This is a genomic window from Nonomuraea sp. NPDC051298, from assembly GCF_055586305.1.
In genome coordinates this window covers 337,035-362,410 of sequence record NZ_JBVJIM010000005.1, presented here as the reverse complement: position 1 = coordinate 362,410, position 25,376 = coordinate 337,035, and the positions used below count along the sequence as shown (strand labels likewise).

At 72.3% G+C, this 25,376-nt stretch carries 22 protein-coding genes; 10 read left to right on the top strand and 12 right to left on the bottom strand.

The window, feature by feature from the left end:
• Nucleotides 1-2: 2 nt before the first annotated feature.
• Both ACZ6S0_RS18625 and ACZ6S0_RS18620 read left to right on the top strand, forming a co-directional pair.
• Nucleotides 3-554 (top strand): GNAT family N-acetyltransferase, encoded by a 552-nt coding sequence (locus tag ACZ6S0_RS18625; RefSeq protein ID WP_465918815.1) that lies wholly within the window; start codon nucleotides 3-5, stop codon nucleotides 552-554.
• A gap of 96 nt (nucleotides 555-650) precedes the next feature.
• Nucleotides 651-4,316, top strand: coding sequence for a protein kinase family protein (locus ACZ6S0_RS18620; RefSeq protein WP_465918812.1), 3,666 nt, complete (start codon nucleotides 651-653; stop codon nucleotides 4,314-4,316).
• 43 nt (nucleotides 4,317-4,359) lie between these two features.
• On the opposite strand, the gene ACZ6S0_RS18615 is transcribed toward ACZ6S0_RS18620, so the two are convergent.
• Nucleotides 4,360-6,180, bottom strand: a complete 1,821-nt coding sequence (locus ACZ6S0_RS18615; RefSeq protein ID WP_465918810.1) for a serine/threonine-protein kinase — start codon at nucleotides 6,178-6,180, stop codon at nucleotides 4,360-4,362.
• Between the two features lie 36 nt (nucleotides 6,181-6,216).
• Nucleotides 6,217-7,218 (bottom strand): hydroxyacid dehydrogenase, encoded by a 1,002-nt coding sequence (locus tag ACZ6S0_RS18610; RefSeq protein ID WP_465918807.1) that lies wholly within the window; start codon nucleotides 7,216-7,218, stop codon nucleotides 6,217-6,219.
• 251 nt (nucleotides 7,219-7,469) lie between these two features.
• On the opposite strand from ACZ6S0_RS18610, the gene ACZ6S0_RS18605 reads away from it, so the two are divergent.
• On the top strand, nucleotides 7,470-8,573 hold the full coding sequence (locus tag ACZ6S0_RS18605; protein WP_465918804.1) for a winged helix DNA-binding domain-containing protein: 1,104 nt from the start codon (nucleotides 7,470-7,472) through the stop codon (nucleotides 8,571-8,573).
• Here ACZ6S0_RS18605 and ACZ6S0_RS18600 read toward each other — a convergent pair.
• The 3 genes from ACZ6S0_RS18600 to ACZ6S0_RS18590 are packed head-to-tail and all read right to left on the bottom strand — an operon-like array spanning nucleotide 8,544 to nucleotide 11,544.
• Nucleotides 8,544-9,374, bottom strand: a complete 831-nt coding sequence (locus ACZ6S0_RS18600; protein ID WP_344881427.1) for a carbohydrate ABC transporter permease — start codon at nucleotides 9,372-9,374, stop codon at nucleotides 8,544-8,546. The two genes, ACZ6S0_RS18605 and ACZ6S0_RS18600, sit on opposite strands and share 30 nt — an antisense overlap.
• Entirely contained in the window at nucleotides 9,371-10,297 is a 927-nt protein-coding gene (locus ACZ6S0_RS18595) for a carbohydrate ABC transporter permease (protein WP_465918800.1), read from the bottom strand. Before ACZ6S0_RS18595 ends, ACZ6S0_RS18600 begins: the two co-directional genes overlap by 4 nt.
• Nucleotides 10,294-11,544 (bottom strand): extracellular solute-binding protein, encoded by a 1,251-nt coding sequence (locus ACZ6S0_RS18590; RefSeq protein ID WP_465918797.1) that lies wholly within the window; start codon nucleotides 11,542-11,544, stop codon nucleotides 10,294-10,296. The genes ACZ6S0_RS18595 and ACZ6S0_RS18590 overlap by 4 nt, the downstream gene beginning before the upstream one ends.
• A gap of 82 nt (nucleotides 11,545-11,626) precedes the next feature.
• Between ACZ6S0_RS18590 and ACZ6S0_RS18585 the strand changes: the two genes are divergently transcribed.
• The 3 genes from ACZ6S0_RS18585 (at nucleotide 11,627) to ACZ6S0_RS18575 (ending at nucleotide 13,723) form a co-directional block, all read left to right on the top strand.
• Nucleotides 11,627-12,418 carry an IclR family transcriptional regulator gene (locus ACZ6S0_RS18585; protein WP_465918796.1) on the top strand — a complete coding sequence of 264 codons (792 nt, stop codon included), beginning with the start codon at nucleotides 11,627-11,629 and terminating at the stop codon, nucleotides 12,416-12,418.
• Nucleotides 12,415-13,359: a sugar kinase gene (locus tag ACZ6S0_RS18580; protein ID WP_465918794.1), complete on the top strand. Its 945-nt coding sequence runs from the start codon at nucleotides 12,415-12,417 to the stop codon at nucleotides 13,357-13,359. The genes ACZ6S0_RS18585 and ACZ6S0_RS18580 overlap by 4 nt, the downstream gene beginning before the upstream one ends.
• A gap of 97 nt (nucleotides 13,360-13,456) precedes the next feature.
• A complete protein-coding gene (locus ACZ6S0_RS18575; protein WP_465918791.1) occupies nucleotides 13,457-13,723 on the top strand; it encodes a DUF1876 domain-containing protein in 267 nt (88 codons plus the stop codon).
• Here the strand turns inward: ACZ6S0_RS18575 and ACZ6S0_RS18570 are convergent.
• The 5 genes from ACZ6S0_RS18570 to ACZ6S0_RS18550 are packed head-to-tail and all read right to left on the bottom strand — an operon-like array spanning nucleotide 13,715 to nucleotide 20,132.
• A complete protein-coding gene (locus ACZ6S0_RS18570) occupies nucleotides 13,715-14,647 on the bottom strand; it encodes a dihydrodipicolinate synthase family protein (RefSeq protein ID WP_465918789.1) in 933 nt (310 codons plus the stop codon). The genes ACZ6S0_RS18575 and ACZ6S0_RS18570 overlap by 9 nt on opposite strands.
• Complete coding sequence (locus tag ACZ6S0_RS18565) at nucleotides 14,644-15,633, bottom strand: oligopeptide/dipeptide ABC transporter ATP-binding protein (RefSeq protein ID WP_465918786.1); 990 nt, start codon at nucleotides 15,631-15,633, stop codon at nucleotides 14,644-14,646. The genes ACZ6S0_RS18570 and ACZ6S0_RS18565 overlap by 4 nt, the downstream gene beginning before the upstream one ends.
• On the bottom strand, nucleotides 15,626-17,572 hold the full coding sequence (locus ACZ6S0_RS18560) for a dipeptide/oligopeptide/nickel ABC transporter permease/ATP-binding protein (RefSeq protein WP_465918782.1): 1,947 nt from the start codon (nucleotides 17,570-17,572) through the stop codon (nucleotides 15,626-15,628). Before ACZ6S0_RS18560 ends, ACZ6S0_RS18565 begins: the two co-directional genes overlap by 8 nt.
• Nucleotides 17,569-18,528: an ABC transporter permease gene (locus tag ACZ6S0_RS18555; RefSeq protein WP_465918781.1), complete on the bottom strand. Its 960-nt coding sequence runs from the start codon at nucleotides 18,526-18,528 to the stop codon at nucleotides 17,569-17,571. The genes ACZ6S0_RS18560 and ACZ6S0_RS18555 overlap by 4 nt, the downstream gene beginning before the upstream one ends.
• The gene (locus ACZ6S0_RS18550) at nucleotides 18,525-20,132 is read right to left on the bottom strand and encodes an ABC transporter substrate-binding protein (RefSeq protein WP_465918779.1); all 1,608 of its coding nucleotides are present in this window, start codon (nucleotides 20,130-20,132) and stop codon (nucleotides 18,525-18,527) included. The genes ACZ6S0_RS18555 and ACZ6S0_RS18550 overlap by 4 nt, the downstream gene beginning before the upstream one ends.
• 138 nt (nucleotides 20,133-20,270) lie before the next feature.
• Here ACZ6S0_RS18550 and ACZ6S0_RS18545 point away from each other — a divergent pair, with 138 nt between their 5' ends.
• The gene (locus ACZ6S0_RS18545) at nucleotides 20,271-21,026 is read left to right on the top strand and encodes a FadR/GntR family transcriptional regulator (RefSeq protein ID WP_465918778.1); all 756 of its coding nucleotides are present in this window, start codon (nucleotides 20,271-20,273) and stop codon (nucleotides 21,024-21,026) included.
• 39 nt (nucleotides 21,027-21,065) lie between these two features.
• Here ACZ6S0_RS18545 and ACZ6S0_RS18540 read toward each other — a convergent pair whose 3' ends face one another.
• Entirely contained in the window at nucleotides 21,066-21,647 is a 582-nt protein-coding gene (locus tag ACZ6S0_RS18540; protein ID WP_465918777.1) for an HD domain-containing protein, read from the bottom strand.
• A 50-nt stretch (nucleotides 21,648-21,697) separates the two neighbouring features.
• Between ACZ6S0_RS18540 and ACZ6S0_RS18535 the strand changes: the two genes are divergently transcribed.
• Together ACZ6S0_RS18535 and ACZ6S0_RS18530 are read left to right on the top strand one after the other, a co-directional pair.
• The gene (locus ACZ6S0_RS18535; RefSeq protein WP_465918776.1) at nucleotides 21,698-22,564 is read left to right on the top strand and encodes a DUF4429 domain-containing protein; all 867 of its coding nucleotides are present in this window, start codon (nucleotides 21,698-21,700) and stop codon (nucleotides 22,562-22,564) included.
• A gap of 107 nt (nucleotides 22,565-22,671) precedes the next feature.
• Nucleotides 22,672-23,004 carry a hypothetical protein gene (locus ACZ6S0_RS18530; protein WP_465918775.1) on the top strand — a complete coding sequence of 111 codons (333 nt, stop codon included), beginning with the start codon at nucleotides 22,672-22,674 and terminating at the stop codon, nucleotides 23,002-23,004.
• Between the two features lie 129 nt (nucleotides 23,005-23,133).
• Here ACZ6S0_RS18530 and ACZ6S0_RS18525 read toward each other — a convergent pair whose 3' ends face one another.
• On the bottom strand, nucleotides 23,134-24,126 hold the full coding sequence (locus tag ACZ6S0_RS18525; RefSeq protein ID WP_465918774.1) for a LacI family DNA-binding transcriptional regulator: 993 nt from the start codon (nucleotides 24,124-24,126) through the stop codon (nucleotides 23,134-23,136).
• A gap of 69 nt (nucleotides 24,127-24,195) precedes the next feature.
• On the opposite strand from ACZ6S0_RS18525, the gene ACZ6S0_RS18520 reads away from it, so the two are divergent.
• The gene (locus ACZ6S0_RS18520) at nucleotides 24,196-25,368 is read left to right on the top strand and encodes a CynX/NimT family MFS transporter (protein ID WP_465918771.1); all 1,173 of its coding nucleotides are present in this window, start codon (nucleotides 24,196-24,198) and stop codon (nucleotides 25,366-25,368) included.
• Nucleotides 25,369-25,376: the final 8 nt, after the last annotated feature.

Genomic DNA, 25,376 nt, shown 5'->3' with positions numbered 1-25,376 from the left:
GGATGTTCGCCGAGAAACCCACGCTGAAGGGCGAGCGGGTGACGCTGTGCCCGGTCGGCCTCGAGCACGTCGAAGACCTGCTGCCGGTAATCTCCGACCCGGAGGTGCGCCGGCTGACGGGCTCGCACGGCGAGTTCGACGAGGAGCGCCTGCGCCTGTGGTACGCCACCCGCGCCGCCCAGACCGACCGACTCGACCTGGCCATCACGGCGGACGGCGGGTTCGTCGGCGAGGTCGTGCTCAACGAGCTGGACGCCGCCAACCTGTCCTGCAATCTGCGCATCATGCTCGGCCCGCGCGCCGTCGGCAGAGGCTACGGCACCGAGGCGATCGAGCTGGTGCTCGGCCACGCGTTCCGTACGACGCCGCTGCACCGGATCAGGCTCGGCGTCTTCGACTTCAACGGGCGGGCGCGACACGTGTACGAGAAGGTCGGCTTCATCGAGGAGGGCGTCGAGCGCGACGCCCTGCTGTGGGAGGGAAAATGGCACGACGCGGTGCTCATGGCGATACTCCGGCCGGAGTGGCAGGCGCGAGCCGGAAGCCTGGCATAATGATCATGACGCATGGGTCCCCCGAGGCGCGCGGGGGGCCTGTGGCGTCTTCCGGACAACCATTGGGCGGTGTCGTGCATCTAAGCATCAGTGACGATGCGCTTGGTGCCCGGTGACCCCGAGAGGCTTGGCGGCCATTGGCTGGCGGCCAGGCTCGGCGCGGGCGGACGCGGCGTCGTCTACGACGCCTACGACGACGAGGGTCGCAGGTTCGCGGTCACCGTGCCACGGGGTGAGGTCGCACACCGATTCGAGCGGGTGACCTGTCGCCATCTGGCCGAGGTGGTGGCCGTCGGCTCCGACGAGGGCGTCCCCTATGTGGTGAGCCAGTTCGTCGGCGGGCCCGACCTGCGGCAGTGCGTCGAGCTGCACGGCCCCTACGCGGGTGGCGAGCTGGTCGCGCTGGCCGGGGCGCTGGCGGTGGCGCTCGGCGCGCTGCACGAGGCCGGGCTGACGCATTCGGGGCTCAACCCCGAGAGCGTGCTGCTGGCCGACGACGGGCCCAAGGTGATCGAGGTCGGGCTGCCGTCGAGGAGCCCGGTGGGCGGCACGTGCACGTACCAGGCGCCCGAGGTCCTGACGACCGGGCAGGCGGCCGATCCCACGGCCGACGTGTTCGCGTGGGGCGCGGTCGTGCTGTTCGCGGCCACGGGGCGCGACCCGTTCCACGGTGAGAGTCCTGGCGCGGTCATGCACCGGCTGCTCACCTTCGACCCCGACCTGAGCTGCCTGCCCGAGCCGCTGCGCGAGCCGGTGGGGCGGGCGCTGGCCAAGGAGCCCGGCGACCGGCCGTCGGCGGCCGAGCTGCCTGTCACGGGCGAGGTCGAGCTGCGCCCGCCGGAGGCGTACGTACGGACGCCGTCGCTCGGCGAGGTGGCCGAGCGGGCCTACCAGGCGCTCACGCCCGGTCAGCAGGAGGAGGTGCCCGGGCTGCTGCTGCGCCTGCTCGACGGCGACAGCCCGCACGACGAGGGCGGCGTGCTCGGCCCGCTCATGGAGGCCGGCCTGCTGGTACGCCGCAGCGTACGCGTTCCGCCCGCCGAGACCGCCGTGGGCAAGCTGGTGGCCGTCAGCGACGATCGGGTGGTACCGGCGAGCGCGGCGCTCTACCGGGCCTGGCCCCGGCTGCGCCGCTGGATGGCCGACGAACGCGACGGCATGGTGGTGCACCGGCGCATCCGCGAGGCGGCCAGGCACTGGTCGGAGCACCGGCGCGGCAGGAGCCACCTCCTGCGCGGCCACGAGCTGGACTCCGCGCTCGGCTGGGCCGCGACCAAGCGCCGCCACGTACGACTCAACCAGCTCGAACGCGACTTCATCAACGACAGCGTGACCCTGTCGAAGCAGCGCAGGAAACTCCTGACGCCCGTGCTGACGACGGTGGCGGCGGTGCTGGCGGTCGCGGTGACGATGACCGTGGTCTCCGTGCACGGGCAGAACGACCTGCGCGAGCGCCTCATCGAGGCCGACGCGCGGGCGGTGGCGGCGCGGGCCGAGGCGCTGCGTACGTCCGATCCGCGCACGGCGATGCGGCTGAGCGTGGCCGCGTGGCGGCTGTCGCCGGTCTTCGAGGCGCGGGCCGCGCTGCAGGCGTCGCTGGTGCAGCCGGAGCTGGGGGTGTTCACCGATCCTGACGCCGACGCGCGGGCCCGCTACCTGCTGCGCGGCGACGAACTGGTCAGATGGGACACCGGCGCCGTCACCGTCTGGGACGTGGCCGAGGGGCGGCGGGTGGCCTCGTACGCGCTGCCGCCGGGGAGCATGGCGATGAGCGACGACGGGCGTTTTGCGGAGGGGGCGTCGGGGCTGCCGTTCGACGTGACCACCGGGCGGGCGCCCGCCTCTGGGGTCTACGCCATCAGCCGGGGCAACCAGACGCGGGTCTACCGTGGGTCCCGGGTGTTGTTCGAGGTGACCGACAGGAAGGTGGCGCTGTCCCCCGACGGGACGCGGGCGGCCGTCTCCGGGCTCAACGGGCGGGTGGAGCTGTGGGAGCTGACGCCGCGCCGGGTCCGTACGGGGGTCGTGGAGGTCGCGCCGCTCACGGGCGCGGACGCGGCGGCCCCTGCCCTGTCCTTCAGCCCCGACGGGGCCACGCTGGCGGTGGCGGGCCGCGACGGGATCACGCTCGTCGGGCCGAAGGGCGCGGTGAACCCCCCGGCGGGGCCCGCGCAGCCGCTGGGCACCAGAGCCGTCCCCGACGACACCGTCCCCAACGACGCCGTCCCCAACAACACGGAGGACCTCGGCACGCTGGCCGCCCCTGCCACCCCTCGGAACGGGGAGACGTCCAGCGCTCAGGCGGCGCCCGCCGCCCCGCGCGACACGCCCCCGCCACCGGCTCCCGTCGCCTCCCCCGGCTCCGGCGTGGCCGCCCTGCCGACGCCGACCGCGTCCGGCGTCCCCGGTACCGTGGCCTCCCCCGGCGCGGGCGCCACCCCCGGCACGTTCAGCGACCCGGCCGCCTCCAGCAGCCCCGGCGTCGCGGCGGACACGAAGCGGGACACGACCGCGCAGGCGCGGCCGGGCACCGGCGACGACAAGGCGGCGCGCGCCGACGGCGGCACCCCCCTGGTCGGGCGGAACCCGGGGTGGGGGGTCGAGGTCATGAACGGCCTGGAGACCACCCTGACCTCGTCGACCGGCCCGCCCGCGTTCAGCCCCGACGGCCGGCTGCTGGCCCTGCCCGGCGACGGCGAGGTACGGGTCTGGAACGTGGCCGAGCGCCGCTTCCTCGGCTCCTACCACCTCTCCGACCCCGGTCACGGCCTGTCCTTCTCCGCCGACGGCCGGGCGCTGCGCTACCTCAGCGGCATCGGCTCCGTCGTCACGCTCGACGTGTCCGGCCTGCCCGCCCCGGCCGACGACGGCCACGTCGCCGCCTTCTCCGGCAACGGGCGGGTGGCCGCCAAGGAGGTCGGCGACACGATCGAGCTGACCGACACCGAGCAGCGCAGGAAGCTCGGCCGCATCGCCGCCGCCGGCGACCTGGCCTTCGACGCGGCCGGCCGGCTGCTGGCCGTGGCGGGCGACCCGGTGACCGTGTGGGAGGTGGCCTCCGGGCGGCAGGTCGCCGCGATCGAGGCGGGCGGCGACGTGCCGGCGGTGGCGCTCTCCCCCGACGGCCGTACGCTGGCCACCGCGCGCGGCCGGACCCTGGAGACGTGGGACGTACGCGAGGGCCGCCGCATCAAGGCGTACGAGGGCGCGGGCGACCTGGCGCTGGCCTTCAGCCCCGACGGCTCGGCGCTGGCCGCCGGCACCGGGCTGCTCGACCTGCGCACCGGCCGGATCACCCCGCTCGAACGGGCCGCCAAGGCCGGTGACGGGGCCGCGGTGACCGCGCTGGCGTTCTCGCCCGACGGGGGGCGGCTGGCGTTCGGGCTGGAGGGCGGGCGGGTGCTCGTCTGGGACGTTCCTGAGCGCGAGCCCCTCGGCACCGTCGAGACCGGCACGGCCCCGGTCGACGAGCTGCGCTTCTCCCCCAAGGGCGACCTGCTGGCCATCGACGCGACCCGTACGTCGATCTGGGACACCGCGACCCTGCGCGAGGTCGGCAACGTCGGCTCGTGGGCCGCGGGACCGGCCTTCAGCGAGGACGGCACGCGGCTGCGCGGGGTGGCGTTCGACGGCTCCGTACGCGAGGTCGCGGTCGATCCCGCGCTGACGGCACGCGCGGTGTGCGCGCGGGCGGGCGGCTCGCTGAGCAAGGCGGAGTGGGCCCGCCTGATCCCGGAGAGCGCCTACCAGGACGTCTGCTGACCGACCGGCCCCGCGCTCGGACGGCGGGCGGCCTGTGGGGCTGCTAGCTGGGGTAGAGCTTGAGCACCTTGCCCTGCGGGCTGGCCACCAGGTACCCGCCGCGGTAGTCGTCGCTGACGTAGACCAGCAGCACCTGCCGCGTCGAGGCGAAGGCGTAGTCGGGGTCCACGATGACGTAGCGGCTGGTGGGCTTGGGCACGCCGAGGTCCTTGTCGGCCCTCCTGAGCAGGGCGGGCAGCTTGTCCCAGTCGAACGTGGACAGGTCCACCAGCGGCGTGTCCACCTCGCCGCCGGTCCGCGGGTCGCCCACCGCGCCGTCGCGGTAGAAGTAGGTGTCGTACAGCTCGGGGTCCCGCTTCAGCGGCGCGTCGACGGTGGCGTACTCCGGGTACACCGTCATCTTGACGACCTTGGTGCCGCCGATGGTCGGCTTCAGCTTGCTGATCAGCCCGCGCATCCCGGCCGGGGTCAGCAGGTTCTCCTTGGCGGCCGGGGTGGTCGGCGTGGTGTCGGAGGTGCGGGGTGTGCCCGTCTCGATGGAGGGGCGCGTCAGCGTGAAGCCGTTGGGGATCGGGGTGCCGCCCTCCCCCGCGTCCTCGGCGGAGGTGCCGGGCAGTAACCGCCACACCAGTACGCCCACCACCACGACCGCCGACAGCGACACCGCCACCGCCGCTCCCCGTCCGCCGCGCCGGGGGCGGCGGGTGTTCTGGGTGCCCGAGTGCGGGACCGGCCCCGCGCCCCACGGGGGCTGCTGCGCAGCCGGTCCGCCGTACCCGGGCGGCACCGTGTGACCGGCGACGGGTGGCACGGTGTGCCCTCCGCCCGGCGACATCGGGCCGGGGCCAGGACCGGGCACAGGGCCGACCCCAGGACCCGTACCAGGAACGGGCCCGGAGGCGAAGCCAGGACCCGGGACGGGCACAGGACCAGAGCCGGGGCCGGGCACAGGACCGGAGCCGGAGGTGGGGCCAGGGCCGGGGCCGGGGGCAGGGGCGCGGCCGGGGGCGAAGTGCCAGGGGGGCGGGGGTGGGGCGTGCGGGTCGGCGGCGGCGGCCAGCATCCGGTCGAGGGTCTCCGCGTCGGGCCTGCCCGCCGGGTCGCGCGTGAGCAGGGCGACCAGCACGGGCGTGAGCGTCCCCGCCCGCTCCGGCGGCGGCACGTCCTGATTGAGCACCGCCGCCAGGGTGGCCAGCGTGGTGCTGCGGCGCAGCGGGTGCCGTCCTTCCACCGCGACGTACAGCATCATGCCGAGCGACCACAGGTCGGAGGCCGGGTCGCCCTCGACGCCGTTGATGCGCTCGGGCGCCATGTATTCAGGCGAGCCGATGAACGACCCGGTGGCCGTCAGGCTCGTCGACTCGCGCATGGCCGCGATGCCGAAGTCGGTCAGCACCGACCGGCCGTCATCCCGCAGCAGCACGTTGGCGGGTTTGACGTCGCGGTGCTGGATGCCGACCGCGTGGGCCGCGCGCAGGGCCGACAGGACCTCGCGGCCGAGCCGGGCCACCTCCAGGGACGGCATGGGGCCGCGCTGGATGCGGTCCTGCAGCGAGCCGCCGGTGACCAACTCCATGACGATCCACGGGTAGCCCTGCTCGCCCGGGTCCACGATGTGGTGGATCGTGGCCACGTGGGGGTGGTTGAGCCTGGCCAGCGCGCGGGCCTCGCGCAGCACCCGCGACCGCAGCTCACGGGCGTGGGTGGGGTCGTGCTCGTCGATCGAGGGGTCGGGCGGGCGTACTTCCTTGAGCGCGACCTCGCGGTGCAGGGCCACGTCCCAGGCCCGCCACACGAGGCCCATGCCCCCGCCGCCGAGCCGCTCCACGAGCTCGAAGCGGCCGTCGATCACCCGTCTGTGCATGCAGAGCAGCGTAGGGCCAGCGCGCCACGCACGTCATCAGGCGAGCGTGGCCAGCTCCCCGGCCGCCACGCCGTGCGCGAACGGCAGGCCCCTGGCGTATCTGGCCAGCTCGTCCACGGCCAGGTCGGCGAGCCTGGCCAGCTCGCCGCCGAGTGATCCGGCGACGTGCGGGGTGAGCAGCACGTTGGGCAGGTCGAAAAGGGGCGAGCCGGGCGGCAGCGGGTCGGGCTCGGTGACGTCGATCACCGCGTACAGGCGCCCGGAGGCCAGTTCGGCGATGAGCGCCTCCTGGTCGACGAGCGCGCCGCGGGCGGTGTTGATCAGGGTGGCACCGTCGGGCATGCGCGCCAGGCGGGCGGCGTCGACGAGGTGCCGGGTCTCCGGCAGCGCGGGCGCGTGCACGCTGATCACGTCGCAGCGCTCGAACAGCTCGTCCAGCTCGACGTGCGGCACGCCCAGGTCGTCCGTCAGGTACGGGTCCGCGACGAGCACGTCCAGCTCGAACGGCCGCAGCAGCTCGACCACCCGCCGCCCGATCTTGGACGCGCCGATGATCCCGACCGTGCGCCGGTAGTTGCCGAAGCCGGGGAAGCGCGCGTCGAGGTCGACCCGCGTCCGTTCCTGCCGGTAGAGCCGGGCGCTGTCGAGCACCCGCTTGTTCGCGAACAGGATCGCGGCCAGCGTGTACTCGGCGACGGGCTCGGCGTTGGCCGCCGCCGCGGACGAGACGAGCAGCCCGCGTTCCCAGCACGCCTCGGTGACGTGGTGCTTGACGGACCCGGCCGCGTGCACGATCGCGCGCAGCCGGGGGGCCGCGGCCAGCACCTGGCCGGTGACGGGCGGGCACCCCCAGCCCGTGTAGAGCACCTCGGCCTCGGCCAGCGCCCCGGCCACGGCGGGGTCGGCGAAGTCGGACACCACCAGGTCGGGGTCCACGTCGGCGACGGCGAGCAGGCGGTCGCGTACCGGGCCGGTGATGAGCCGGGGGGCGACCTGAGGGCCCATCGCGAGCAGGGTCTTCGGCCGGGCTTCGGACATCTCACTCCCCCGAACGGCAATTCCGGTCAATTTCGATCATAACGAAGGGCCCGTAGCCCCGAACCGTGCCCGCCGCGTGGCACGTACCCGAGTTCTTCGGCCCGCCCGCACACCGAGTGGCATGAATTCCTCACAGATCGCGCAATCGCGCGTACCATCGGGCGTTAGAGGCCAAATACCGGCGATCAGCCGGTGCCGCAGGGGCTATTGCGGCCCGGGACCGGCCGCAATAGCCCCTACCCTCTGTTGCCATGGACCCCCTCATCAGCCGCCGGGCGCTCAACCGGGCCACGCTGGACAGGCAGCACCTGCTGTGCCGCACCGACCGCTCGGTGGCCGAGGTCGTGGAGCACCTGGGCGGGTTGCAGGCGCAGACCCCGCACACCTGGTACACCGGCCTGTGGAACCGCATCGAGGGCTTCGAGGCCGCCGACGCCGCCGAGCTGCTGCTCTCGCGCGACCTCGTCCGCGTCGCGCTGCAACGCTCGACCATCCACCTCGTCTCGGCCCGCGACTGCCTGGCCATGCGGCCGCTGCTGCAGCCGGTCACCGAGCGCATGACGCGTACGACGTTCGGCAAGAGACTGGCCGGGGTCGACCTGGACGAGCTGGCGGCGACCGGCAGGGCGCTGCTGGAGGCGCGGCCGATGACGTTCGCCGAGCTGGGCCGGGCACTGGCCGAGCGCTGGCCGGGCAACGACCCGCACGCGCTGGGCCAGGGTGTGCGCTGCCTGGTGCCGCTGGTGCAGGTGCCGCCGCGCGGCGTGTGGGGCAGGAGCGGGCCGGTCGCGCACACCAGCGCGGAGTCCTGGCTGGACGACTTCGACGCGACGCCGATGACCCCGGCCGACCTGGTACGGCGGTACCTGGCGGCGTTCGGCCCCGCGTCGGTCATGGACGCGCAGACGTGGTCGGGGCTGACCCGGCTGGGCGAGGTGGTGGAGTCGCTCGACCTGGTCAGGTTCAGGGACGAGACCGGCAGGACCCTGTACGACCTGCCGCAGGCCGTACGTCCCGGTGAGGACGCCCCAGCCCCGCCCCGCCTCATGTACGACTTCGACAACCTCTTCCTCTCCCACGCCGACCGCTCCAGGGTCATCTCGGAGACCGGCGCGGCGGCGCTCAAGGGCTTCGCGGGCACGAATGTGGTGCCGCGCGCCATCCTGGTGGACGGCGTCACGGCCGGCGACTGGACCGTCGCCAGGACCAAGGGGGTCTCCACCCTCACCCTCCACCAGTGGGAGCCGATCGGGTGCCTGGACGAGGTCGAGGCGGAGGCCGGGCGCCTGCTGGAGTTCCTGGCCCCGGGCGACGAGCACCGTGTGTCAGTCCTTGACGGCCCCTCCAAGTCCTGACACCAGCCGCCGCTGCACGGCCACGAAGAAGATCAGTACGGGGATCGTCATCAGCGTCGAGGCCGCCATGATCCCGCCCCAGTCGTTCTCGTCCGGCTTGAAGAAGACGAGCAGCGCGGCGGGCAGGGTCTGGTTGTCCTTGGCCGAGATGATGAAGGTCCTGGCGAAGATGAAGTCGTTCCACGCGGTGATGAAGGAGAACACGCTGGTCGCCACCAGTCCCGGGGCGACCAGGGGGAACAGGATCCGCCACAGCACGGTCGCCCGCCCGGCCCCGTCGATCATCGCCGCCTCCTCCAGCGCCTCCGGCACGGCGGCCACGAACCCGCGCATCATCCAGATCGCGAACGGCAGCGTGAACGCCAGTTGCACCACCACCAGCGAGGCCAGCGTGTTCAGCAGCCCCAGATCCCTGACCACGAAGAACAGCGGGATCGTCAGCGCCTCCACCGGCACCATCTGCGCGATCAGGAACATGATCAGCACGGTCGTCCGGTAGCGGAACCTGAACCTGGTCACGGCCACCGCGGCGAGGAAGGCCACCGCCGCCGACAGCACGACCACCGCCAGCGCCACACCGGCGCTGTTGAGCAGGTAGCGCCCGAACCCCTCTCCGGTGAGCACCCTGACGAAGTTGTCCAGGGTCGGGTGCGCCGTCCACGGCCGGACGTCGAGCGACTGGATCTCGCCGTCCGGCTTGAGCGCCGAGAGCACCATCCAGTAGAGCGGGAACGCGGTCAGGAACGCGACCACGCAGGCCACGGTGTTGGGCACCAGGCGACGTCGGGTGACAGGTCTCACAGCCGCTCCCCGCCCCGGTGCAGCGCCCGGATGTAGAACAGGGTGAACACCAGCAGCACGAGCGTCATGACCACGGCGATGGCCGAGCCGAGCCCGTACTCGGAGGAGCCGAAGGCGGTCTGGTAGGCGTACACGTTCAGCACGGTGTTCTGCCCGGCCACGCCGCCGCCGTTGGTCATCACGTAGATCTGCGTGAACACCTTGAAGTCCCAGATGACCGACTGGATGACCACGATCGTGATCAGCGGCCGCAGCATCGGCACGACGACCTTCCAGAACGCCTGCCAGGCCGAGGCCCCGTCGAGCGCCGCCGCCTCCAGCACCGAGCCGGGGACGGCCTGGATGCCCGCGTAGAGCGTCAGCATGACCAGCGGGAACGAGTGCCACACGATGGTCGCCCCGACCACGCCGAAGGTGACCCACCGGTCGTAGAACCAGTTGAACCCGTCGAGCCCGAGCACCTGGTTCACCAGCCCGAGATCGGCGTCGAACAGGAACATCCACACGGTCGAGCCGGTCATCGCGGGCGCCGCCCACGCCCCCATCGCGGCCAGCGACAGCGCGGTCCTGGGCAGGGGCCCGACCCGGGTCAGCAGCACCGCCAGCGACGCGCCGACCGCCAGCGTGGCCAGCACGAGCGCCGCCGCGAACCCGACCGTCTGGGCCAGCACCTCCCAGAACCTGCCGTCCTCCAGCAGCGCGGCGTAGTTCGCGAACCCCACGAACGTGCTCGGCTGTCCCCCGCTGACCTGGGCCTGGCGGTAGTCGAAGACCGACAGCAGGCCCAGCATGTACACGGGGTAGCCGAACATCGGCACGAGCACGGCCGCCGCCGGCAACAGGTAGAGCCACGGCCGCGCCCGCCCGCGCCGGGAGCCCCCGCGCGCCCCGCGGCCGGCCACGGCCACCGCCTCAGCCGTCACGAGCGGCCGAAGGCCGACTTGACGGCGCCGGCCGCCTCGGTGGTGGCGACGTCCACCGTGGCCTGGCCGGTGGCGATCTTCTGCAGCATCGTGGGGATGACCTTGCCGTTGTCGATCTTCACCCAGGCGGGGTCGATCGGCACGAACCTGGTCCCCTTGGCGACGGTGTCCAGGAACGGCTTGAGGAACGGGTCCTTGGCGGCCAGCTCGTCACGCGCGCCGGTCAGCGTCGGCAGGTTGCCCATGGCCTCGTACATCTTGGTCTGGTACGCCTTGCCGCCCAGCAGCTTGACGAACTCCACGGCCAGCGTCCGGTGCTTGGCGTTCTTCATGACGCCCAGGTTGTTGCCCCCGGCGAAGGCCGGCGCGATCGAGCCGTTGGCCGAGCCTGGCAGCGGGACGACCGCGTACTTGCCGGCCGCCGCCCCCGCGTCCACGGCCGAGCGGCTGAAGTTGCCCAGGATGCCCATGGCCGCCTTGCCGCCGGCGAACAGTTCGACGGTCTTGCCGCCGGTGAGCGACACGCACGCCTGCGGCGGGCAGACGTCGTCCGACAGCAGGTCCGTGTACGCCTTGACGCCCTTGCGCGACTCGGGCGAGTCGAGCGCGGTGATGTCGCCGCCGGCGTCCCAGACGAAGGGCAGGGCGCCGAAGGTGTACTCGCCGCCGACGGCGATGCCGTACAGGTCGGGCTTCTTGCCGCGGATCGTGCGGGCGCTCTCGGTCAGCTCGGCGATCGACGTCGGGGGCTCCAGCTTCAGCTCGTCGAAGACGTCGGTGCGGTAGTACAGGGCGCGGATGCCGATGAACCAGGGCAGGCCGTACTGTTTGCCGTCCACGGCGGCCGACTTGAGCAGGTCAGGCGTCATGTCCTGGCCCCGCAGGTCGGCCGTCAGGTCGGCGAAACCGCCGGCGGCGGCGTACTCGGCGAGGTCGGTGTTGCCGTACTCGGCGACGTCGGGGGAGCTGGCCGGGTCGTTGAAGGCGCCCTTGAACCGCTCGTGCCGGGCCGGGGTGGTCGGGATGTAGGTGATCTCGACCTGGACGTCCGCGTGCGCGGCGGTGAACTCCTTGATCGCCTCGTTGACGACCTTCTCCTTGGGTGCGCGGTTGGGCTCGTCGTAGAGCCAGACGCGCAGCGTGCCGGTCTTCTCGTCACCGCCGCCCGAGGCAGGGGCGGTCGAGGGGGCGCAGGCGGCCAGCGCGAGCAGGGCGACGCCGGCGGCAGCATAGTTAAGAAACTTCACTATTACCTCCCGAGCGCGACACTAGGAACCACCGGGCGAGCCGGGAAGCCTTCGGGCGGGTTGTTGTGCAATGCACAACGACATGTTGCATCGCGATTTCGCGGGTATCTTTGACCCTGTGCCAGAACGCAACAGGTCCGCCTCGCTCAGACGCGCCCTGGCCGTGCTGGACCACGTACGCGAGCACTCCGGCCTGTCCCTCACCCAGCTCTCCGAGGAAGTGGGCCTGTCCAAGAGCACGGTGCTGCGGCTGACCGTGCCGCTCGTCGAGGCCAAGCTGCTCGACCGCGACCGCCGCACCGGCGTCTACCGGCTGGGGCACGGCACGCTGCGGCTCGGGCAGGCATACCTGGCCACGCTCGACCTGCGCGCCGTCGCCGCCGAGGAGTCGCACCGGCTGATGAGCGAGGTGCGCGAGACCGTCCACCTGGTCGTCTACGACCCCCCGCACGTCGTCTACATCGACAAGGTGGAAAACGAGGCCAACGTCCGCATGGCCTCGCGCATCGGCAGCCGCGGCCCCGTCCACTCCACCGCCGTGGGCAAGGCCATCCTGGCCTGGCAGCCCGAGGAGGCCCTGGCCGACCTGGCCCTGGAGCCGCGGACGAAGCACACGATCACCGACGTCGAGCGGCTGCGCGTGGAGCTGGCGCACATCAGACGCCGCGGCTACGCGGTCGACGACCGCGAGAACGAACCCGAGGTGCGCTGCGTCGCCGCGCCCATCTTCAACCACCACGACGCCGTCGCCGCGGCCATCTCCGTCTCCGGCCTCACCTCGCGCATCACCGCCGCGCGAGTACGCGAGCTGGGGCCGCTGGTGGCCGGGGCGGCGGCGCGGATCTCAAGAAAGCTGGGTAGCACGAGCCGATGACCGAGCTGGTGACCTTCGGTGAGACCATGGCGCTGTTCGCCGCCCGCCGCACGGGGCCGATGCGCTTCGCCCGAGACTTCGACCTGGGCCTGGGCGGGGCCGAGTCCAACGTCGCGATCGGCGTGACCCGGCTCGGCCGAGAGGCGGCCTGGGTGGGCCGGGTGGGGGCCGACGAGTTCGGCGACCTGATCAGGGCCACGCTCGCGGGCGAGGGCGTCGACGTGCGCGCGATCCCCGACCCCGCCGCGCCCACCGGGCTGATGATCAAGGGCAGGCGCACGGCCGACCTCATCGACGTGCGCTACTACCGCAAGGACAGCGCGGGCTCCCGGCTGTGCGCCGCCGACCTCGACCCCGGGCTCATCCGGTCGGCCCGGGTGCTGCACGTCTCCGCGATCACGCCCGCGCTGTCCGCGTCGGCGCGCGAGGCCGTGCGGCACGCGATGGCCGAGGCGCGGGCCGCCGGGGTGCCGGTCTCGCTCGACGTCAACTACCGCCGGGCGCTGTGGACGCCAGAGGAGGCCGGGGCGTGGCTGCGGCAGGTCGTCGGCGAGGTCGACGTGCTGTTCGCGACCGAGGCCGAGGGCCGGCTGATCGCCGACGTCGGAGGGGCGGAAGAGCTGGCCAAGTCGCTGGCGGCGCTGGGGCCGCGGCACGTGCTGATCAAGTTCGGCGCCAAGGGGGCGATGGAGCTGTCGGACGGTGAGATCCGGCGGGCGGAGCCGTACCGGGTGACCGAGGTCGACTCCGTCGGGGCCGGTGACGCCTTCGCGGCCGGTTGGCTGGCCGACTGGCTGGCGGGGGCCGATCCGGCCGAGCGGCTGGCCACGGCGTGCGCGGCGGGGGCATTCGCGGTCACCTCCCAGGGCGACTGGGAGAGCCTGCCGCGCCGCGCCGATCTCGATCTCCTGCGCCGCCCGGCCGACGGCGTCAACCGCTGACCGCACTGCCGCGAACCCCGGCCGTTGCGGGGTTTGCGCAGGTCAGCTTTACCTCTGGCCCTTCTGGAGAGACCCTGGAGGTGAGGAGGTGGTCGTCGTGGAGTACAAACAGTGGAACGTCCAGATCTGGATCAGCGAGGACGACACCGACGCCGTGACCACGGCCACGGCCGTCCTGTACACCCCGGACGGCAAACGCCACGAGAGCGTGGCGCACGCCCGCCGCAACCCGGACGACCGGCCCGTACCCGGCATCGGGGACGAACTGGCCGTCGGACGGGTCCTGGCGGACCTGGCGTCGAAGCTGATCGAGGACGGCGCGGAAGACGTGGCCCAACTGGCCAGTCCGGCCCGCTCACAGTAGGCCGGCACCAGCCAGGAGCTTGCCGATCCGGCCGACCTCGTCGTCGTTCAGCGGGATCTGCGGGAGCGCGGTGATCGGGCAGTCGATGACGCCGCGCAGGTGCAGCGCGGCCTTGAACGCCCCGAGACCGGCCGAGCTGCCGCCCATGCGCGCGCCGCCGACGCGGACGATCTCGAACAGCCTGGCCAGGCGCTCCTGCTCGGCCCTGGCCGCCTCCCAGTCGCCCCTGGCGGCGCAGCGGTACAGCTCGGCGTAGCCCTGCGGGTCCACGTTGCCCAGCCCGGGCACCACGCCGTCGGCGCCCATCCAGAGCGCCGAGTCCACGGTCACCTCCGACCCGGTGAGCACGCTGAACGGCGCCTGCCGCCCCATGATGACCCGCCGCAGGCCGCTTTCGTCGCCGCTGGAGTCCTTCACCCCGGCCAGCGCACCCTCGGCGGCCAACTCGAGCACCAGGCCCGCGTCCAGCTTGACGTGCACGGAGACCGGCAGGTCGTAGGCGTAGACGGGCAGCCCGGTCCGCGCCGCGAGGGTCCTGAAGTGGGTGCGGATCTCCTCCGGATGCGTACGCGTGTAGAAGGGCGCCGTCGCCACCAGCCCTGTCGCCCCGGCCTCGATCGCGACCCGCGCGTGCTCCAGCACCCGCGGCGTGGTCATGTCGATCACCCCGGCCAGCACCGGCACCTGCCCGGCCACGTGCCCGACCACGGTGTCCAGCACCGTCCGCCGCTGCCCGTCGGTCAGGTACGCCACCTCCGACGTGGAGCCCAGCACGAACAGCCCGTCCACACCGCCGTCGACCAGATGATCGACCAGCCGCACCAGAGACGCCGCGTCCACCGAGAAGTCAGGGTTCAGGGGCGTGCACACCGGGGGGATGACACCGGTCAGCGTCGCGGACTCGGCGGTGTGGGATTTCGTCATACACGCTCCTGGATCAGCTCGAGATCGGTCGCTCCCGCCGCCACCGGGTGGTGGCAGTGGAAGAGGTGCCCCGCCTCCGCCCGCGCGAGCGGCCATTCGGCGGCACAGGTGTCATCTGCCCGCCAGCACCGCGTGCGGAACGGGCACCCGCTGGGCGGTTTGGTGGCCGAGGGCACGACGCCCACCAGCGGGATCGGGTTGATCGGCGAGATCAGCCCGGGAGTGGCCGAGAACAGCGCCCGCGTGTACGGGTGCCGCGCCCCCAGCGGCACCGACTGCGCCGGGGTCTGCTCGACGATCCGCCCGAGGTACATGGTGACCACGCGGTCGCTCATCCTGCGCACGGTCTGGATGTCGTGCGAGATGAACACCACTGCCAGCCCGAGCCTGGACTTCAGGTCGAGCAGCAGGTTGAGGATCTGGGCGCGTACCGACACGTCGAGGGCGCTGGTCGGCTCGTCGGCCACGACCAGCTCGGGCTCCAGGGCGAGGGCCCTGGCCACGGCGACGCGCTGGCGCTGGCCGCCGGAGAGCTGGCTCGGCAGCGCGTCCGCGGCGCTCGCGGGCAGGCCCACCAGTTCGAGCAGCTCACGTACACGGGCGTCGCGCTGGGCTGCGGTGCCGCGGTTGTGCACGTTGAGCGGGTCGCGCAGCACCTGCCGGACGGGCAGGCGCCGGTTGAGCGCCGTGGACGGGTCCTGGAAGATCATCCCGACGCTCGACCCGATCAGCTCCCGCCGCTCGCGCTCCTTCAGCGTCCACAGGTCGCGCCCGCGGAAGCTCACCGTGCCCGAGGTCGGCCGCTGCAGCCCCACCAGCACCTTGGCCAGCGTGGACTTGCCGCACCCCGACTCCCCCACGACGCCGACCGTCTCGCCCGGCGCGACCATGAGGTCGGCGGCGGTCAGCGCGTGGACGCGGTCGCGCGAGAACACGCCCCCGGAGCGGGCCTTGTGCACGACGTGCACGTCTTTCAGCTCAAGCACGCTGCTCACTCCTCACCAGCGCCTGCGCCGGATGGTGGCAGGCCACCGCGTGGGTGTCGTCCCCCTCCAGGGCGGGCCTGTCGGTACGGCACACGTCCGAGGCCATCGGGCACCGGTCGGCGAACCGGCAGCCGGGCGGGAAGTCGGCGGGCGCCGGCACCACGCCCGGGATCTGGGTGAGCCGCTCGGCCCCCGACTCCAGCGACAGCACCGAGCCCAGCAGGCCCCGGGCGTAGTGGTGGGCGGGCTGGCCGACCAGGGTCGCCGTGACGCCGGTCTCGACGATCTGGCCGCCGTACATGACGACCACGCGGTCGGTCACGTCGGCCACCAGCGCCAGGTCGTGGGAGACGAGGATCAGCGCGAACCCCAGCTCCTCCCGCAGCCGCAGCAGCAGCTCGATGACCTGGGCCTGCACGGTCACGTCGAGGGCGGTGGTGGGCTCGTCGGCGACGATCAGCTTGGGGTCGCGCGAGAGCGCCATCGCGATCAGCACGCGCTGCCGCTGCCCGCCCGACAGCTCGTGCGGGTAGGACGACAGCGTGCGGCGGGCGTCGAGGCCGACGAGTTCGAGCAGCTCGGTGGGGCTGCGCCGGCCGCCGCGCCGGGTGACCTGCTTGAGCTGGGCCCTGATGGTCATGGCCGGGTTCAGCGAGGAGAGGGCGTCCTGGTAGATCATCGCCATCTCGTGCCCGAGCAGGCGGCGGCGGGCGCGGCGCGACTCGGCGAGCAGTTCGCGCCGGTCGAAGCGGATGTGGCCGCTGACGCGGGCGTTGCGGGGTTGCAGGCCCATGATGGTCAGCGCGGTCAGCGACTTGCCGCAGCCGGATTCGCCGACCAGGCCGAGCACCTCGCCGGGGCGTACCTCGAAGCCGATGCCGTCCACGATGTCCACGCCCTCGGCGAACCCGATCCGCAGCCGCTCGACCTCGAGGATCGGCGGGCCCTGCGGCAGCGGGCGGGCCCGCTCGGCCAGCCTGCGCGCGGCCTCGGCCAGGCCGGGCAGCTCGACGACCTCGCCGGAGCCGGGCCGGGCCTGCTCGAACTCGTCGTCCTTGCGCACGGCGGCCTTGCGGGCGGCGGGCGCGGCCCAGGCGTCGGCGATGCTCTCGGACAGGATGTTGAGCGCGAGCACCGTGAGGAGGATCAGCAGGCCGGGGAAGACCGTGGCCCACCAGCCGCCGAGCAGCACCATGTTCTTGCCGTCGGCGATGACGCTGCCCCACGACGGGTTCGGCGGACGCACCCCGGCCCCGATGAACGACAGCGACGCCTCGAACACGATCGCGTCGGCCACCATCACCGTGCAGAACACCAGAACCGGCGCCGCGCAGTTGATCGCGACGTGCTTGACGATGATGTGCGTCGTACGGGCGCCGATGATGCGCTCGGCCGCGACGTAGTCCTCGCCGTACTGGGCCAGGACGTTGGCCCGCACCACCCGGGCCACGGACGGCATGTAGAGGAAGGCGATGGCCATGACCAGCACGGAGATGCTACCGCCGAACACCGCCACGAGCACCGCGGCCAGCGCGATGCCGGGGAAGGCCATGACGACGTCGAGCAGGCGCATGATGGCCTCGTCCACGGCCCGGCGCGAGGTGGCCGCGATCGCGCCGACGACCGCGCCGGCCACGAGGGCGAGCCCGGTGGCGCCGAGGCCGATGATGAGCGACCAGCGGGCGCCGTACAGGAGCCTGGACAGGATGTCGCGGTTGGCGCTGTCGAGCCCCATCCAGTGCTCGGCCGACGGGCCGCCGCCCGTGGCCTGCTGGAAGTACGGCGAGTGCGGCGCGATCCACGGCGCCAGCACCGCGGCCAGCACGACCAGGGCGACGACGCCCACCGCCACCCACGACAGCGGCGTCAGCCGGCGGAACCCGACGCCGGGCCGCGACAGGCGCTCCGCCAGCCCGCCCCGCCACTGGAACTGTCTCATGCGGCGCTCCTGAGGCGGGGGTTGAGCAGCAGGTAGAGGATGTCGACGGCCAGGTTGACGACCATGAAGCCGACCGCGATGGTCAGCACCACGCCCTGGACGACGGCCGGGTCTCCGTCGCGGACCGCATTGATCATGAGCTGGCCCATGCCGGGCAGCCCGTAGATCGTCTCGATGACCACGGTGCCGCCGATCAGGTAGCCGATGCGCAGGCCCAGCACGGTCAGCGGGGTGATGAGGGCGTTGCGCAGCACGTTGCGGCCGACGACCACGATCATCGGCAGGCCGCTGCCGATCGCGGTGCGTACGTAGTCCTTGTCCAGCTCCTCCACCATCGACGTGCGGATGATGCGGGTGAGCTGGGCGGCGATCGGCAGCGACAACGACAGTGCGGGCAGCGTCATCGACTGCAGCCACCCCACGGTCGAGTCGGCCGGGTTGATGTAGCCGCTGGTCGGGAAGAGCCCCTCGCCGACGGCCAGGTACTGGATCATCAGCAGCGCCAGCCAGAACGGCGGCGCGGCCACCCCCACCAGCGACACCACCCGGATCACCTGGTCGGGCCAGCGGTCGCGGAAGAGCGCCGCGGTGATCCCGAACGCCACCGACAGCACCACCGCCACGGCCAGGCCGAGGAACGTGAGCTGCAACGTCAGCGGCAGCGCGGTCGTGACCGACTCGATGACCGGCTTCTTCGTCAGCACGCTGGTGCCCATGTCGCCCTGTGCCAGCTCGGCGACGAAGCGCACGTACCGGACGGGGAGCGGGTCCAGCAGGCCGTTCTCGACCTGGAACTGGTGGATCTGCTCGGGGGTCGGGTTCGCGCCCTGGAAGTAGGCGTACTCCGGCTTGCTGTTGGAGAAGCGCATGACGATGAACACGAACGCGATCACGCCGAGCACCAGCGGGATCAGGATGAGGAGCCGCCGCAGCAGCATCCGGGCGACGAGCGTCATGTCCTCTTGGCCTGCAGCAGGTTGATGCCCGGGTACGGCTGGGCGCGGATGCCGGAGAGCTTCTTCGGGTCCCAGGCCGTCATCAGCTCATTGTGCACGACCGGGTAGAGGATGGCCTGCTCGGCGACGAAGTCGAGGTAGGCGTGGATCAGCGTGGTGCGCTTGGCCTTGTCGGTCTCCTTGCCGGCCTCGTCCATCATGGCGAAGAGCTTGTCGGCGTCCTTGCTGCCGTCCCAGTGGCTGTACTTCATCCACAGGCCGCCGGGCACGTAGTTATAGTGCAGGATCAGGTCGGCGTCCATGCCGAACTGGTTGGGGTTCGAGGCGGCGGCGACCACCTGGTAGTCCTGGAACTGGTCCATCTTGGTGAACAGCGCGGCGGTGTCCTGCGGCTCCAGCGTGGTCTTGACGCCGATGGCCTCCCAGGAGGCGGCGATGGTCGGCAGGCAGTCGACGATCCAGCTCACGTTCACGGCCATGAGGTTGATCGTCAGGTCGCTGACGCCAGCCTCCTTCAGCAGCGCCTTGGCCTTCTCCGGGTCGTAGTCGTAGACGACCGAGGCGCGCTTGTGGTCGGGGTGGCCCTCGTTGAGGAAGGAGCTGGAGGCCGTGCCGTGGCCCTTGAGCGCCACGTCGATCATCTTCTGCTTGTCGATGGCGTAGTGCAGGGCCTGGCGCACCCGTATGTCGTCGAACGGCTTCGCGCCCGTGTTGAACATCAGGAACATGTGGTTCATGCCCTTGCCGCCCTCGACCGTCAGGCCCTGCTGCTTGAGCTGGTCGACGTTCGCGTACGGGATGTTGTCGGAGATCTGCGCCTCGGCGGACCCGCCGGAGATCTTGGCCACGCGGGCGGCGGCGTCCACGATCGTCAGCCAGTTCATCTTCTTGACCGTGGCCGGCCGCGGCCCGTTGTAGCCGTCGAACGCCTCGAACGCGGTGTTGGACTTGGGGTTGTGCGCCGTCAGCTTGTACGGCCCCGAGCCCACCGCCTTGCCGCTCTTGGCCTGGTCCCACGCGCCCGGCTGGCTGAACACGTGCTTGGGCATGATCTTCGCGATCGTCAGCCGGGGCGCCGCGTCGGGGAAGGCGAACTTGAACACCAGCTCCACGCTCTTGTCGTCGACCTTCCGCACCTCCTGCAGCCAGGACTTGAAGAAGTTGCCGATCAGCACGTTCGCCTCGGGGTCGAGGATCCGCTCGAAGGTGAACAGCACGTCGTCGACGGTGACCGGCTGCCCGTCGTGCCACTTGGCGCCGTCTCTGAGGGTGAACTTCCACGTGGTCGCGTTCAGGTCGGCGGGCACCGCGGTGGCCAGCGCCGGGTACGGCTCGCGCGTGATCGGGTCGGTGTCGAGCAGGCCCTCGTAGACGTGGCCGATCCCGGCCACGGCGAACGCCGAGGCGGTCTGCGTGGGGTCCCAGCTCTGGTCGTTGCCGTACCCGATGACGGCGGTGATGAGGTCCTTGTTGGTTCCCGCGCCGACCGATCCGGTCGAGGCGGGGCCACCGGAACAGGCGGAGATCGTGGCCGCGATGAACGCCGCCGCTCCCGTCGCCCCGCTGTAACGCAGGAAGTCGCGGCGACTGAACTCAGAGCTCACGGATGCCTCCTGGAGGTAAGACATAGAACGTGGGACATCCCATGTCCTATCTTGTGCGTAAGGTGGACGCTAAACGCAGCCCCTGCTTGAGGTCAACGGAAGATTTCCGGATTGTTACCTAGGACGAAAGGATTCTTCATGGCCACCGCCCCGCGTCCGGCGCGTCCCAGTCGCGCCGTCGAGGCCCAGGAGGGCGTCAAAGACCTCATCCTCAGACGCGGGCTGATGGCGGGCGACCCCCTTCCCACCGAATCCGAGCTGATGGAGGAGCTTCAGGTCAGCCGCAACTCCATCCGGGAGGCGCTGAAGGCCCTGCAGGCGGTCGGCATCGTCGACATCCGCCACGGCTTCGGCATGTTCGTGGGCAGCATGTCCCTGGCCGGCCTGGTGAACGAGCTGACCTTCCACAGCCGCATCACCCTCCAGAACGGCGCGAACCACCTCGCCCACCTGGTCGAGGTCCGCGAGATCCTGGAGAGCGGCCTCATGGAACGCCTCATCGAGCTGGGCCCCCAGGCCGACCTGACCGCGGTCGCCGACGTCATGGCCAGGATGGAGGCCGAGGCGGAGGCCGGCCTGGTCTCCCCCGAGACCGACCGCCTCTTCCACGACCTGCTCTACCGCCCGCTCGGCAACCCCGTGGTGAGCCGGCTCCTGGGCGCGTTCTGGGAGGTGTACTACCAGCTCCGCGACGCGCTGGGGGCGCCGGACGAGCCGCCCGCCGACGTCGCCAAACGGCACCGCGACATCCACTCGGCCGTGGTCAAGGGCGACCGCGCCGCCGCCGTGGCCGCCGTGCACGCGCACTTCGAGGGCGTACGCAACCGGGCGGCCAGGATCGGACGACACGAACCCGCCGACCCACTGGCGCACCCGTCCGGCGAGCCCGGCTGAGCGGGCCGGGCTCGGCGGGCCCGTCCGGGATGGGCCCGGCTAGGCGGGCCAGCGCTCCACCCGCCGCCACCGCGCCCGCCACTCCCCGAACCACCGCGCGAACCACGGGTGCGTCCCGGCCAGCGGCATGATGTACGCGACCGTCTCCAGGTAGTAGCGCCGCTGGAACCGCCACGGCATCCGCTGCAGCTCCTGGACGTTGCTCACCCGGTCGGCGAGCTTCACCAGCACGGCCCGCGGCGGCGCCTTCACCAGCGAGGCCAGGTAGTCGGCCTTCGCGCCGCCGGCGGGCTTGGTGACCCACCGCACGAGCGCCGCCACCTCGGGACCGAACCGCCGCGCGAGGTCCCCCTCGGTGCACGAGGTGTCCTCGAGGACGTCGTGCAGCACGATCGCGACCAGCACGTCACGGTCGCTCAGCTTCGCCCCGGAAACGGCCACCTCCAGAGCCTCCAGCAGATGCTCCTGGTACGGCCGCCCGGTCGGCCGCTGCTGCACCCCGTGCTTGCGCCGGGCGAAGGCGACCGCGTCGCGCAGAGCGTCCACGGTGGTGGCCGGCAGCGCCGCGCCGAGCGGACCCTGCGCGTGCGCCCAGGACGGCCAGCTCGTGAAGATCTCCATCCCGCTCCTTCGTCTGTGATCGTGCCGCGAGCGTGTCCTAGGCTGAGAATATGGCCGAGATCGCCGTCCCAGACGGGTCGTGGACGTTCAATGGGGAAATGCTGCGGATCATCCCCGGCAGCGGGAAGGACGTCCACGAGTTGCGCCGGACTCTCGGCGAGGTGACGGTGCCGCTGGAGGCCGTGGCCGGGGTGACGTTCGAGCCCGCGCGCAAGGGCGGCCACCTGCGGCTGCGGCTGCGCAAGGGCGCCGACGCGCTGTCCGACGTGGTCGCCGGGTCGCTGGAGCCGCCGGCCGACCCGTACCGGCTGGCCGTGCCGAAGACGCGGGCGGGCGCCGCCGAATACTTCGCCGACGAGGTCCGCGACACCCTGCTCGTCTACCAGCCGCCGAGCGGCCCCTGCGACGACTACCTCCTGCCCGTCCCCGACGTGCCGATCTCGGCCACGGCCGGCGACGGCACGGCGATCTTCGACGGCGAGCGCGTGCGGCTGGAGTGGACCGGGTTCGCCAGCACGGTGAAGGGGGAGGCGGGGCCGCAGGAATACCCGCTGTCCGACGTGTCGGGCGTGGAGTGGAAGCCACAGTCCGGCATGAGCTACGGCACGCTGCGCCTCCGGATCAAGGGCGAGGTCCCCACCAAGTCGCCGCAGAAGGACCTGCGCTGCGTGTGCTGGGGCATTCAGCGCTTCGGCGGCACGACGGCCCTGGTCGCCGCGGCCGTCCTGGCCCGGCTGCCGCGCGAGCTGCCCGAGTCGCCGGCGGCTCTCCAGCCGTCCGCGGTCTCCGACGACGTGCACGACGCGGTCCTGCGCCGCCTGACGGAGCTGGGGCAGTTGCACAGGTCGGGGGTGCTGACCGACGAGGAGTTCGCGACGGCCAAGCAGGCCATGATCCGCCGCCTCCAGGAGTCGTGACCCACCCGTCCCGGGCCGGGCGCCGGTTTAATCGATGGGAATGCCGCCACTCTTTGCGTACGATCGACTGCGGAAAGTGATGGTCGATCTTTTCGCAAGGAGGGGTAATGTTCACCGGAATGCGCATCGCGGCGGCGACCGCCGGAGCCTTCGCGCTCCTGTCCGCGGGGCTGCCGTCGTCCGCCTCGGCGCGGGCCACGGTCCTGCGCTGCGACACGTTCGTCCACGCCCAAGACCGTGACCTGGGCATCGCCGCCTGCCACAACCCGACCGGCCGCACCTGGATCTTCCGTGCCGTGGTGGTCTGCGGCCGGGCCCCCGACGTGGTGGGCGAGTGGGTGACGCTGCCGCCGGGCGGGTCGGGCGAGTCGCAGGGCTACTGCGGCGGCATCTTCACCAGCGGCGTCGGCGCGGTCGGCGTGGACGAGCGCCCGGCCTGACCACGGCCGCTCCGATCTGGGGCCCAGACCCCGGCCCCCAGATCGGAAAGCACCCAGATCGGAAAGCGCCCAGATCGGGGACGCTCAGGCCGGGGACGCTCAGGCCGGGGACGCTCAGGCCGGGGACGCTCAGGTCGGGAGACTTGGTGGGAGTTCGCCCGAGCCGCGCACCATCAGCCGCACCGGGAGCTCGATGTGCTCCGGCGGCCCCCCGTCCCCCCGCAACCGGCGGAACAGCAGCTCGGCCGCCACCCGCCCCATCCACGCCGGATCCTGCGCCACCACGCTCACCCCCGGCTCCAGCAGGTCGGCCAGCTCGAAGTCGTCGAACCCGACCAGCGCCACCCGCCGCCCCGCCAGCGCCCGCAGGGTGGTCACGGTGTAACGCCCGTTGCCGGTGAACAGCGCCGTCGGCGGGTCGTCCAGGGCGAACATGCGGCCCAGGTCCCCGCGGACCGCCTCCTCCGACGGCGGCCGCATCGACACGAGCCGCGCGTCGAAGAGCCCGCCCAGCTCCTCCCGGTAGCCGCGCAGCCGCTCGGAGGCGGTGAAGATCGCCGCGTCGTCCCCGAGGAAGGCGATCCTGCGGTGCCCGTGGCCGAGAAGATGCCGGACGGCGTGCCGGGCCCCGCCCGCGTTGTCGGCGAGCACGGTGTCCACGTCGAGCCCCGCCCCCGGCGGCCGGTCCGCGAACACCACGGGCGTGCCCGCCTCCAGCTCCGGCCTCAGGTACGTGTGGTCGTCGCCCGCGGGCACCACGATCAGCCCGTCCACCCGCCGCGCGCAGAACGTCTCGACCAGCTCGCGCTCCCGCCCCGGCTCCTCCCCGGACGAGCCGCTCAGCAGCAGGCAGCCGTGGTCGATCACCACGGCCTCCACGGCCCGGCTCAGACCCGAGTAGAACGGGTCCGCCACGTCCTCGATGACCAGCCCGATCGTGGCGGTCGTGCCCCTGCGCAGCACCCGCGCGCTCTCGTTGCGGCTGTAGCCCAACTGGTCGATGGCCGCGCGCACGCGCTCGGCGGTGGCCGGGTGCACGCCCGGCTCACCGTTCACGACGCGGGAGACGGTCTTGAGCGCCACGCCCGCCGCCGAGGCGACGTCCTTCATCGTCGGTCTCACGCCAGGATCATTTCCTACTTCCGACCAGGTAGACAACGTTGTCAGGAGGTTGTGCGAGAGTGGTCATCCATGTCGTTCAGATCCGCCTTGCTCGTGGCAGGGTTCGCCTTGGCCGCGCTCAACCTGCGTCCGGCCATCGCGGGCGTCTCCCCCCTCCTCGGCGAGATCATGACCGACGTGGGCCTCTCGCCCGCGGGCGGCGGCGCGATCACCACGGTCATGGTGGTCTGCCTGGGCGTCTTCGGGCCGCTCACCCCCCTGCTCGCGCGGCGGATCGGGCTCGACCGCACGCTGCTGGCGGGGCTGCTGGTCATCGCGGCGGGCGTCGCGCTGCGCGGCGCGGACGGCGCCGCCATTCTCTACCTCGGCTCCGCGCTGGCCGCCACCGCCATCGCCGTCATGAACGTCTCCATGCCGGCCGTCGTCAAGCAGCACTTCCCCACCCGGGTCAACCTCATGACCGGCGTCTACGTCTCCTGCGTGGTGGCCGGGGCGGCGCTCTCGTCCGCGCTGGTGGTCCCGGTCGAGCACGCCACCGGGTTCACCTGGCGTGGCGTGTCCGCGCTGCTGGCCGTCCCCGCGCTGCTGGCGGCGCTGCTCTGGCTGCCGCAGGCCCTGCGCGGGCGGGGCGACGGCCAGAACGCGCCCAGGCCGTTCCGCGCCGTGGTCCGCAGCCGCGTCACCTGGTACGTCACCGCGCTCATGGGCCTGCAGTCGCTCACCTTCTACGTCGTGCTGGCCTGGCTGCCCACGATCTACCAGGAGGCCGGGCTGCCCGCCGACCAGGCGGGCTACCTGCTCAGCCTGACGAACCTGGTCCAGGTCGGCACCTCGCTGGCGGTGCCCGTCCTGGCCGGCCGCCGCGCCTCCCAGGTCCCGTACGTGGTCGGGGCCGGCGTGCTGACCGTGCTCGGGTACCTGGGCGTGCTGCTGGCCCCCATGACAGCGCCCTGGCTGTGGATGATCGTGCTCGGCGTCGGGCAGGGGGCCTCGTTCGCGCTGGCGCTGCTGATCATCGCCCTGCGCCCGGCCGACCCCGCCGCCGTGACGGCGCTGTCGGCCGTCGCCCAGTCCGTCGGTTACGTGGTCGCGGCGCTCGGGCCGCTGCTGTTCGGGTTCCTCAGGCAGGTGTCGGGCGGCTGGACGACGCCGCTGGTGACCGGTCTGGGCGTGCTCGCCCTGCAGATCCTGGCTGGGTGGTTCGCGGGACGCCCTGCTACCTTAGGCAAGGCTAACCTTTAGATCTTGCG